Source organism: Paenibacillus sinensis (assembly GCF_019904155.1).
GTDB classification, from domain to species: domain Bacteria; phylum Bacillota; class Bacilli; order Paenibacillales; family Paenibacillaceae; genus Paenibacillus_AQ; species Paenibacillus_AQ sinensis.
Genome location: NZ_JAHCMB010000050.1, coordinates 37,747 through 48,388 on the forward strand (window position 1 = coordinate 37,747; position 10,642 = coordinate 48,388).

10 protein-coding genes and 1 riboswitch are annotated in these 10,642 nt (G+C 52.0%); of the genes, 7 read left to right on the plus strand and 3 right to left on the minus strand.

Annotated features, from left to right (window positions below):
- The gene (locus KIH86_RS06825; protein WP_223081542.1) at positions 1-708 is read right to left on the minus strand and encodes a lantibiotic protection ABC transporter ATP-binding protein; all 708 of its coding nucleotides are present in this window, start codon (positions 706-708) and stop codon (positions 1-3) included.
- Between the two features lie 228 nt (positions 709-936).
- Positions 937-1,016, plus strand: a riboswitch (glycine riboswitch).
- A gap of 134 nt (positions 1,017-1,150) precedes the next feature.
- On the opposite strand from KIH86_RS06825, the gene KIH86_RS06830 reads away from it, so the two are divergent.
- Positions 1,151-2,524 (plus strand): amino acid permease, encoded by a 1,374-nt coding sequence (locus KIH86_RS06830; protein WP_223081541.1) that lies wholly within the window; start codon positions 1,151-1,153, stop codon positions 2,522-2,524.
- A gap of 71 nt (positions 2,525-2,595) precedes the next feature.
- Here KIH86_RS06830 and KIH86_RS06835 read toward each other — a convergent pair whose 3' ends face one another.
- On the minus strand, positions 2,596-3,879 hold the full coding sequence (locus KIH86_RS06835; protein ID WP_223081677.1) for a histidine--tRNA ligase: 1,284 nt from the start codon (positions 3,877-3,879) through the stop codon (positions 2,596-2,598).
- Positions 3,880-4,302: 423 nt separating this feature from the next.
- On the opposite strand from KIH86_RS06835, the gene pnuC reads away from it, so the two are divergent.
- The 6 genes from pnuC (at position 4,303) to KIH86_RS06865 (ending at position 9,260) form a co-directional block, all read left to right on the plus strand.
- Positions 4,303-4,980, plus strand: a complete 678-nt coding sequence (gene pnuC, locus KIH86_RS06840) for a nicotinamide riboside transporter PnuC (protein WP_223081540.1) — start codon at positions 4,303-4,305, stop codon at positions 4,978-4,980.
- On the plus strand, positions 4,977-5,987 hold the full coding sequence (locus KIH86_RS06845; RefSeq protein ID WP_223081539.1) for an AAA family ATPase: 1,011 nt from the start codon (positions 4,977-4,979) through the stop codon (positions 5,985-5,987). The genes pnuC and KIH86_RS06845 overlap by 4 nt, the downstream gene beginning before the upstream one ends.
- 31 nt (positions 5,988-6,018) lie before the next feature.
- The gene (locus KIH86_RS06850) at positions 6,019-6,912 is read left to right on the plus strand and encodes an NUDIX hydrolase (protein ID WP_223081538.1); all 894 of its coding nucleotides are present in this window, start codon (positions 6,019-6,021) and stop codon (positions 6,910-6,912) included.
- Positions 6,909-7,469, plus strand: a complete 561-nt coding sequence (locus tag KIH86_RS06855) for an NADAR family protein (protein ID WP_223081537.1) — start codon at positions 6,909-6,911, stop codon at positions 7,467-7,469. The genes KIH86_RS06850 and KIH86_RS06855 overlap by 4 nt, the downstream gene beginning before the upstream one ends.
- 1 nt (position 7,470) lies before the next feature.
- Positions 7,471-8,298 carry a TIGR02452 family protein gene (locus KIH86_RS06860; protein WP_223081536.1) on the plus strand — a complete coding sequence of 276 codons (828 nt, stop codon included), beginning with the start codon at positions 7,471-7,473 and terminating at the stop codon, positions 8,296-8,298.
- 191 nt (positions 8,299-8,489) lie between these two features.
- Positions 8,490-9,260 (plus strand): alpha/beta fold hydrolase, encoded by a 771-nt coding sequence (locus KIH86_RS06865; protein ID WP_235775295.1) that lies wholly within the window; start codon positions 8,490-8,492, stop codon positions 9,258-9,260.
- 186 nt (positions 9,261-9,446) lie between these two features.
- Here the strand turns inward: KIH86_RS06865 and KIH86_RS06870 are convergent, their stop codons facing one another.
- The gene (locus KIH86_RS06870) at positions 9,447-10,538 is read right to left on the minus strand and encodes a GntR family transcriptional regulator (protein WP_223081534.1); all 1,092 of its coding nucleotides are present in this window, start codon (positions 10,536-10,538) and stop codon (positions 9,447-9,449) included.
- Positions 10,539-10,642 lie beyond the last annotated feature (104 nt).

Sequence of the window (10,642 nt, forward strand, 5' to 3'; positions counted from 1 at the left end):
CTATTCACCCACTCTTCGGCTTTCGGCAGCAACCTGCATGAACAAGGATTCCAGCTCTTGCCCCTGAGGTGCGATTCCCTGATACCCTAGAACTCCACCGGCGATAATTCCGATTTGATCCGCTACCTGTTCGACCTCGGAGAGGATATGGCTCGACAGTATGACGGTGATCCCTTGCCGGGGAAATGATCGGATCAGCTCCCGAAGCTCCTGAATCCCGATGGGATCAAGCCCGTTGGTCGGTTCGTCAAGAATGAGCAGCTTCGGCTGGCCCAGCAGTGCGATTGCGATTCCCAGCCGCTGCTTCATGCCCATGGAGAACTGTCCGGCGCGCTTTTTTCCGGTGTTGGTCAAATCGACTATGGCAAGCACCTCATCAATCCGGGACTCCGGCAATCCGAGCGCGAGGGTACGAACCTTGAGGTTCTCTCTTGCAGTCAGGTTCTCATAGAGCGGCGGCGCCTCAATCAGTACGCCAATATCGCATAAATCCTTCCGGGTCCATTCATGTCCATGAAAGAGAATGCTTCCGGAATCGGGGCGCAGCATTCCTGCGATCATTTTGAGCGTTGTGGATTTGCCGGCGCCGTTTGGCCCAAGCAGACCATAGACCGAGTCCCGGGGAACGGCTAAGGATACTTTGTCTACGGCCGATTGGCGTTTAAAGCTTTTGCATAAATTTTGTGTCTGTAAAATAATGTCTCGCATATTATATCACCCTTTCCACATCCATAGTGTAGAGGGCAATTCTAAGGATTCTCTAAGGAATCCTAAAGCGGAGAAAGATTCGTATTCCTGGGGCGCAAATGCTGTTGTAACTTTTATCACTGCCACAATACTAACACCACAAGTAATATGTTAAACTGTTAGAAGGCATTAACGCTTTAATGAACTGAATAACAAGCAGCTTTGATTGCTATGGATCGCACTATAGCAGGAGCGGCTTCTGGAGAGACTGCGGAGTTCCGCAGCGCCGAAGGGTTCACAATCTCAGGCAAAAGGACAGAAGAGTACTGAATATATATTTGTTATGCTGATAGGAGTCGACAGGACAAGTAGTATTCATATTCTGATGAACCGGGAGATTGGAGAACATCCAGTCTCTTTTTGTATTGGCATCAATGTAAGGCATTCATAGGGGGGAATCAGCATGGCACAGCAAGAGTTAAAGAGAGATTTAGCCAACCGGCATGTTCAGCTCATCGCCATCGGCGGCACCATCGGTACGGGATTGTTCCTGGGATCGGGCAAAGCGATTCAGCAGGCCGGACCGTCCATCATGTTTACGTACTTAATCGTGGGGATCGCCGTATTCTTCGTGATGAGAGCGCTCGGAGAGCTGCTGCTGTCCAAGGCGGGCTATCAATCGTTCACGGATATTGCCGAGGATTATCTCGGGCCCCGGGCGGCATACATTACCGGTTGGACCTATTGGTTCTGCTGGATCATGACGGCGATGGCGGATGTAATTGCGGTTGGCGTCTACGTGCAGTATTGGTTCGACATTCCGCAGTGGGTACCGGCTATTGTCTGTTTAATCATTTTGCTGGGACTCAATCTGTTAACGGTAAAAAGCTTCGGGGAACTGGAATTCTGGTTCGCTTTGATCAAAGTGGTCACGATTCTAGCCTTGATCGGCACCGGGATCGTACTGCTGGTTATGGGATTCAAGACGGACGCAGGAGCGGTGACCGTCAAGAACCTCTGGGAGCATGGGGGAGTGTTTCCGAACGGAGTTTCAGGCTTCTTATTTTCCTTCCAAATGGTTGTGTTCGCCTATGTCGGTGTAGAGTTAGTGGGGGTGTCGGCAGCGGAAACGTCCAATCCGGAGAAAAATATTCCGTCCGCCATCAATAAAATTCCCTTGCGGATCTTATTCTTCTACGTCGGCGCGCTGTTCGTCCTGCTCTGCATTAACCCGTGGACGGAGCTTAGTCCGGCTGAAAGTCCTTTTGTCAAAACCTTTACGCTGGTAGGGATTCCGATCGCCGCAGGCATTATCAATTTCGTCGTGTTAACTTCGGCCGCTTCTGCTTGCAACAGCGGGATGTTCTCCACAAGCCGGATTCTCTATAATTTGAGCAGGAACAACCAGGCGACTCCTCGTTTTGGCAAACTCAATAAAAATCACGTACCGGGGAACTCGTTGTTCATCTCCACACTTGTCATTTCCGTGGGCGCCCTTCTGAGCAAGCTCATTCCGGAGCAGGCTTTTGGAATCGTGACAACGGTTAGCGCCATTTGTTTTATATGGGTGTGGGGCGTTGTACTCGTCTGCCATATCAAGTATAAGAAGACCCGGCCGGAATTGCAGGCTAAATCCAAATTCAAGGCACCCTTCACGCCTTTCATTAACTATGCGGTCTTAACGCTGTTTGCCGCTATTCTCATCATTATGCTGTTCGCCAGCGAGACGCGTCCGGCTTTATTGTTTACCCCTCTGTGGTTCATTCTACTGTTCGTTCTGTATTCGAGCAGAAGCAGAAGAGAGAAGAGCGACAAGAACAGCATCATTCAATCATGAGCAGCAATAATTCCAGGAGAGGAGTGGCCGTTGGCCGCTCCTTTCCTTTTGTGAACAAGAAACCTACAGCTTTAGTCGGTCTGATCAGAAATGATTGTAATGGCTTCATCGATGGTCAGCACTGTTTCGGTCATCCCGGTCATATCTTTCAGGCGTACCTGTCCAAGGCTTGCTTCATTTTCTCCGATTAGCATGACGTACCGGATTCCTCGGGAAGAGGCGGCCGCAAGCGACTTTTTCAGTTTCCGTCCACTTGTGTCCATACTTGTCCGAATCCCGTTAGCCCGCAGCAATGCCGCCGACTTCAACACTTCTGCAACCGTATTTCCGATAGGGATAACCGTAACGATAGCGCCTTTGGTTTGGACCGGACGATTCGCAAGCATCTCCATGATGGATTCCATGCCAAAAGAGATTCCCACGGTCGGATATTGAATATCCTCTCTGCCGACCAGCTGTCCAATTATGGCATCATACCGGCCGCCGGCTCCCAGGCTGGAGCTAAACGCGCCCGAAGCATCGAAGATTTCATACACGGTTCCCGTGTAGAAAGACAGCCCGCGTGACAGGAAGAGATCGAAGCTGCCTATTTCCGCCAGCCCTATTTGCTCAATGAGAGCTTGAAGGGACCGCACCTCTTGCGCGCCGGGTTTGTCCTGGATTCCATACATGCCGGATACATCTTCAAACGCAGGGTTATCCAGCTGAATTAACTCCATGATTGCAGCTGCTGCTTGAGCATCCAGCCCTTTGCTTCTTAGTTCCTGCATAACCCCGTCTAGTCCGATTTTCTTCAGCTTGTCGAGTGTCAGCATGACAGACAGCCATTCATCCGAGGGCACGCCAATGGATTCAAGCACTTCACCCAGGAAGCGTCTGTTGTTCCATCTTAATGTAATCGGGATTTCCAGTCTCTTGAATACTTCAACGGCCAACTGCATGAGTTCGGCCTCAGCTTCAGGTCCCGCAATTCCAACGACATCGGCATCACACTGTAAAAATTCGCGCAGACGGCCCCGCTTCACAGGTCCATCCCGAAATACCTTCCCCATCTCATACCGCTTGTAAGGAAACTCGATACCGGGATTTAAGGCGATCACCTTGGCAAAAGGAATGGTCAGATCATACCGGAGTCCGAGTCTCCGCGAGCCCTGATCGCTTAGCTGGTACATCTCCTTCAGGATTTCATCGCCGCCTGCATACTTGGAGGTTAGCAGCTCGAGCTCGTTCAAGATCGTCGTATCCATTGCATCAAAATCATACCGTCCAAACACTTCCTGAAGCGTCGTTTGAATTTTCTTTCGGAGCGCTTGTTCCTTGCCGAAGAAATCATAGGTCCCTTTTACATTCTGCATCACAATCATTCCCTTCTATTTGGCAAAATAAAAAACGCGCTGGACCTCTTGGTCCTGCGCGTTTCATATGCCGCAGGGAGGCCAACGCAAGAAGCGTTAGCCCACCCTGATTTTTATACAGGTGTGCTAACGCTGTTTGTGATGATGAAGTTGATTCAGTAGGGTTTGTTTCATGATTCAATCACCTTCAACTGTTGATTACAGACGATTATAGCGGATCGCTATGGCTCATGCAACAATCATTGCCTGGACAGTTCCCGGCAGCGGCTGCGACTTTCTGGAAAAAGATAACTTGATCGGAGCCGATTTTTCTGGTATTTTCTTAGTAACAAATTGTTATTATCAATATCGAACTAAGAGATGGGCTACGATGAGCTAACTGCTGCGTTCGCGATATTTTCACAAGAGAAAGAGGGGGCACCTATGAGGAAATTACCCGGCAACTGGAATTTATTCGAATTGGTCTGGCTTGGACTGTTCTGCGGAACGGCAATCGTATTGACTGTGATTATGAAGGATACTTTTTTTGGGTTCACGGTCTTCATGACCGGGGTATTATGCGTGGTTCTCGCGGCCAAGGGCAATCTGATGACCTATGTGTTCGGCATGTACAATACGTTCGGATACGCTTATTTAGCTTATACCAACGGATTGTTCGGGGAGGTCATGCTGAATCTACTCTTCTTCGTCCCCATGAACGCCATCGGCTTCCTGATGTGGAAGAGACATCGCCACGACGGCAAGCTCACCATGCGGGAGATGGATCAGAGAAGCTTGCTTCTCATAGTGGTCGTATGTGTACTGGGCAGCCTTGGACTTGGGTTCGGACTGTCATTCATCCCGGGGCAAAATTCGCCGTATATTGATGCCTTGACGACAGTGTTATCGGTTGTGGCGACATTTCTGATGGTGAGAAGGTTCAAGGAGCAATGGCTGCTCTACATTGTCCTGAATGCCTTCACGGTGCTGCTGTGGGTGATCCGAATGCTGGAAGGAAGCAGCGATGGCGGACTGATGATCGTGATGTGGGGCGCGTATCTGATCAACGCGATCTACGGATATAACACTTGGAACAAAGGGGCTAAGGAGGTTCTGGCATGAGAACGTTGGGATTGACGCTAGGGAAGTTCGCTCCGCTGCATAAAGGACATCAGTTCATGTTCGACACTGCCCTGCAAGAGGTCGATGAGCTGATCGTTGTCATCTATGACACGCAGGTTATGCCGGTTCCGCTGCATGTCCGGGCGAACTGGATTCGTGAGCTTTATCCGACAGTAAGAGTCATCGAGGCCTGGGACGGCCCGGACGGATATTCGAATGATCGGGAGCATGAGATCAGGGAGGAACAGTATATCCTGGGCCTCTTGAATGGCGAGCAGGTTACGCATTTCTACTCCAGCGAGTTCTACGGCGAGCATATGAGCCTTGCGCTGGGTGCCATGGACCGGCGGGTGGATGAAGAGCGCAAGTTCGTGCCGATCTCGGCAACGATGATTCGCTCCGACCCTTATAAATATCGGGAGTTCATCAGTGATGTCGTATACCGGGACTTGATTACGAAGGTCGTGTTCGTAGGAGCGATGTCGACCGGTAAATCGACTATTACGGAAGCCTTGGCCCAGAGGTACGGGACGGTATTCGCAAGCGAGTACGGGCGGGATTATTGGACCGATCATCAGGTGGACCGCAGAATCGGTCTGGAAGCATTCGACGAGATTGCGGCCGGGCATGTCGAGCGGGAGGAGCAGGCTCTGCTTCAAGCGAACCGGTATCTGTTCGTCGATACCAATGCGATCACCACTTATATGTACGCCCTGGACTATCACAGACAGGCTCCGGAGCTGTTAACACGGTTAGCGCTGGAGAACGCGCAGCGTTACGATCTGTTCTTCTTGTGCGACGACGATATTCCATATGACGATACATGGGATCGCAGCGGGGAGCAGAAGCGGCATGTTTTTCACAAGCAGATTATCGCGGATTTGAAGGAGCGCAGAATTCCCTATATTACGCTGAGAGGAAGCCTGGAAGAGCGGATGCGCAAGGTGGATGAGGTGTTGGCCGGGTTCCGGCCGTACAGCAATTTTTTTGGAGAGATGAACAACTAATGAAGCAACTTGGAAGAGGGAGGTGTAGCTGGTGGATAGGCTGGATCGCGACGGTCTGACGGAGCGTGAATTTATGCAGCGGTACCGGGCTGGAGATTACGAGCGGCCCTCGGTGGCGGCGGACATGGTGATCTTCACCGTTACCGACAACGAGGCGGACAGTTACCGCAAGCTTCCGGACAAGGAGCTGAGGATTCTGCTGATCCGGCGGGGCGCGCATCCTTATCTGGGCCATTGGGCGCTGCCGGGCGGCTTCGTCCGGCCGAATGAGACGACGGAGCAGGCTGCGGCGAGAGAGCTACGTGAGGAGACGGGAGTAGACGACGTCTATCTGGAGCAGCTGTATACGTTCAGTGACATTGGGCGCGATCCTCGTACCTGGGTGATGAGCTGCAGCTACATGGCTCTGGTGGCCGGCAATCAGCTTGAGCTTAAGGCCGGAGACGATGCTGCCGAGGCCGCCTGGTTCAAGGTATCCCATCGGCTGCTGCGGGAAGGCAAGGAGCTGACCGGTGACGGATATATCAAGACGCAGCAGTATGAGCTGCGGCTAAGCTCACATGAGGCGGAACTCGCTGCGGTCGTGGAACGGACAGTGACAGTGAAGCAAAGCTCGACAGCCACATCTTATTCCATTGTGTCAAACGACGGGCTGGCATTCGATCATGCGAAGATTATCGCCTACGCCATAGAGCGCTTGCGGGGCAAGGTGAATTATACCGATATCGCGCTTAATCTGATGCCGGAGCTGTTCACCTTAACAGAGCTGCAGCAGGTATACGAGGTCATTCAGGACAAGGAGCTGCTGAAGGCCGCCTTCCGGCGCAAAGTAGCCGATCTCGTTGCGGAAACGGATCATTACACCGAAAATGCGGGCCATCGCCCATCCCGTCTATATCGAAGAAATATGGAGGATTACCGATGATTTACGGAATCGAGGATTTACGACAAGCGTACAATGCCGGCAAGACTTTCAAATTCGTGTTCTTCTGGGGCCACACGCCGCCAAGCGATGGAAGTGTGGACAAGAGCTGCTTCAGCCAGTGGTGGATGAGCCCGTTCACCGTTGAAGGAATCGAGTATTCCTGCGCCGAGCAGTTCATGATGGCGGAGAAGGCGCGGCTGTTCGGGGATGAAGAGATGCTGACACTGATTTTGCGGGCCAAGCATCCCAAGGAGATGAAGGCTTACGGGCGCGCGGTCCGGAGCTTTGACAAGGATGTCTGGGACAGGGAGTGCTACGGAATCGTCAAGCGCGCCAGTCTGGCCAAATTCGCGCAGAACCCGCAGCTAGGCGATTACCTCAAATCGACGAAAAACCGCATTCTGGTGGAAGCCAGTCCACGGGACCGCATTTGGGGGATCGGCATGGGTGGGTCCAACCCGGACGCAGAGAATCCCGTTAAATGGCGGGGCAAAAACCTGCTGGGATTCGCGCTGACCGAAGCGCGGGATGAGTTATTGCAGAAAGAAGGGGAATGAAGTGGACCGAAAACAGATAGCACAGATGACCTTGCGAATACAGCAGCAGGGCTTCTATGAATACGAGGGGCAGCGGGTAGATTTTGCCTCGGCGCAGAAGCATTCCGAGGACAACAGTGAGCTGATCACACCCGAACAGGGGGCGGAGCTGGTAACGGAATGCAATAAGCTGCCGAGGCTGCAGCAAGCGGCAGTCTATTCCGTCGCCAATGAGGCTACCGTGAAGGCGATCATAGATTTGGTCGAAGCGGAGAGAGATCGGGTCGGGGTGCTCAACTTCGCCAGTGCGAAAAATCCGGGCGGCGGATTTCTGAACGGAGCTATGGCCCAGGAGGAGAGCCTGGCGGCATCCAGTGGATTATACAATACGCAGCTTCGCAACGAAGGCTACTATTTGGCTAACCGCGCCTGCCCAAGCATGATGTATACCGACCATGCGATTTATTCGCCGGACGTGGTCTTTTTCCGTGACGAGCGATTTACTCTCATGAAGCGGCCGGTTACGGCTTCCGTGCTGACGCTGCCCGCCGTGAATTATGGACAGGTGCTGCTTAAGGGAGAGGACAGCCTGCAAGCTGAACGGGTAATGAAAGACCGGATGCGGCTGGCGCTGGCGTTATTCGCGCATAAGGGAGACCAGCATCTCGTCCTGGGAGCATACGGATGCGGTGTGTTCCGGAATGATCCGGTGAAGGTCGCGGGCTGGTGGCGGGAGCTGCTGGATGATGAAGGTTTCGGATTATTTTTCTCAACAATCAGGTTTGCCGTGCTGGATACATCCAAGGATCGCAAATGCATACATGCATTCGAAAAGGCGTTTATTGGCTGATGGGATATATACGCTAAGCGCCGTGAGTACGGATTGAATAGGTGGAACCTCTCAAAAGCAATGGGCATAAGCTGATCTATGTCAATTGGAGAGGATGTTGGAGTATGCTTCCTTATCGCCCGGGATTTACGCCCTGCGGGTGTTATTATTCCCCCTATTACCAAGGCGGATGGCTTTGGAGGCAAGGCGCCATGGAACCGGCCGATAGCAGCCGGCTGCCCCATCAGCAGCGGCTTACCTTCGTGCTTGTGCATGGCTCTTGGGCAGACGCCCACTTCTGGGACGGCGTCGCGGCGTCATTGCGCAGCAAAGGGCATATCGTCCATACGCCGGAATATGCCGGTCACGGCAAAGACCCGAACAAAGCTGTTACGCATGCGATGATCACGAAGTCCGTTGTCGATTATATTACGAGGCTGAACCTGTGTGACATCATTCTCGTCGGGCACAGCTTCGGCGGAAGCGTCATCCAGAAGACTGCCGAACAGGTATCGGACCGCATCCGGCGCCTCGTCTTCTGGGACGCGTTCGTACTGAAAGACGGCGAGTCGGTTGCCGATGAGCTTCCGCCCCAGACGAGACAAGGCTTCGAGCAGCTCAGAGCTGCTTCGGGCGATGATACGATCATGCTCCCGTTCCCGCTGTTTCGGGATTTGTTCGTCAATACGGCTACGCTGGAGGTAGCCAAGCGGATGTATGCAGGCGTCACTCCGGAGCCGGCGAAGCCGCTGTTCGAGCAGCTGGATCTTAAAGGGTTCTACTCGCTGACTACGCCGAGAAGCTATGTATATTTCTATCAGGACAATGTTCTGCCGCAAGGAGAAGGCTTCGGCTGGAATCCGCATATGTCCACACGGCTCGGGCAGTTCCGCCTCATCGTTGGCGACGGGGACCATATGACGGATACGGTTACAAGACCAGCTATGTTGGCGCAGAAGATATACGAGGCGGGCCGGGACTGACGTGCCGGCTCGATTTTTTAGCTGATAAGCCCTGTTTCCCTTCGATCCTGGCGGATCATGGAGTGGAGGAGGGTTTTTTCACGCGGCAACCCTCATTATTCCCCCCTTGCTATAAGGCCCTTGCTATAAGACCATTGTTATAGGCTCCCATTGGCCCCTCATAAGCATACGCGCAACTCAGGACGTTCACCCCTTCGGTCTTTCCTTCACCGTCTCCCCTTCAATCAACACCGGCTGATAGTACGTGCAGTTTCTTAGATCCTTCTTCCCTTGCAGCTTCTTAATGACCCAATCGGCGGCGTCGCGTCCCATTTGTTCCTGCGGATGGGTCAATGTCGTGAGCTTGATATTTGCATTCTTGGCGATATAGGAATTGTCCTGACCAATAATCGACAAGTCGTCCGGAACGGATAGATCAAGTTGTCTGCATACATTTACGACTTCTAATCCCACCTCGTCGTTGTAGCAGACGATTCCGGTCAACGAGTCTCTGTTCTCGATTAGAAACTTCTTTAAGTTGGTGGACAGGTCCATCTTTGACTCGGTATCGAAGGACAGCACCTGCTCGGGGTGAAACCGCAATTTGGCCTCTCCAAGCGCCTTGATATACCCCTTCATCCGATATTTCCCCTGCAAATCATCCATTTTGGCAATGATGCCAATCTGGGTATGTCCTTTGGAGATCAATTCCCTGGTCGCCAGATAGCTGGACTGTACGTCATCGAGGCAGAAGTACGGCACATCCAGTTCCTCATAATAGGCATTAATCATGATGAACGGCACATCCTGTTCCTTGAACGACAGGTAGTACGCGATATTCGGATTGTATAGATTACTCTTCGTAGGCTCAATAATAAGACCGTCCACGCCAAAGGACAGCATCATTTCCAGGGCCTTCTTCTCCTGCGCGACATCGTTATTGGTACTGGCTAGCAGCAGCGAATAATTATCTTCATTCAAACGTCCTTCAATCCCGCGAATAATGGAAGGAAAGATGTAATCCGAAATGTAGGTCGTGATAACGCCGATTGTCCGATTGTTGGGATTCCCGCCGGCTTTGGAGCGGAACTGGTTGCTGACATAGGTGCCGGAACCTTTTTCACTCCTTAAAAAGCCCTCGTTGGACAGCTCAAGAATGGCCTTTCGAACCGTCTGCCGGCTGACTTCATACATTTCCTGCAAAGCCGATTCCGTCGGGATTTGTTCGCCTACGCTGTAGGCTCCTGAAAGAATATGGCTCTTGATCTCATCTATGATGACCTGATATTTGGGTTTCACCTGTACTCACTTCTTTCTCTATTTGTTCAAATACTAATTTATTCGCTCGTTAAATTTGTATGTACATATTTGGACGTGATTATGAACCTATTATAATCCATAGT

What these genes read in the sequence shown, in the direction of transcription:
- KIH86_RS06825 (WP_223081542.1), bottom strand. Translation starts at nt 708, where the DNA reads ATGCGAGACATTATTTTACAGACACAAAATTTATGCAAAAGCTTTAAA.
- KIH86_RS06835 (WP_223081677.1), bottom strand. Translation starts at nt 3,879, where the DNA reads ATGCAGAATGTAAAAGGGACCTATGATTTCTTCGGCAAGGAACAAGCG.
- KIH86_RS06830 (WP_223081541.1), top strand. Translation starts at nt 1,151, where the DNA reads ATGGCACAGCAAGAGTTAAAGAGAGATTTAGCCAACCGGCATGTTCAG.
- KIH86_RS06855 (WP_223081537.1), top strand. Translation starts at nt 6,909, where the DNA reads ATGATTTACGGAATCGAGGATTTACGACAAGCGTACAATGCCGGCAAG.
- pnuC (WP_223081540.1), top strand. Translation starts at nt 4,303, where the DNA reads ATGAGGAAATTACCCGGCAACTGGAATTTATTCGAATTGGTCTGGCTT.
- KIH86_RS06845 (WP_223081539.1), top strand. Translation starts at nt 4,977, where the DNA reads ATGAGAACGTTGGGATTGACGCTAGGGAAGTTCGCTCCGCTGCATAAA.
- KIH86_RS06865 (WP_235775295.1), top strand. Translation starts at nt 8,490, where the DNA reads ATGGAACCGGCCGATAGCAGCCGGCTGCCCCATCAGCAGCGGCTTACC.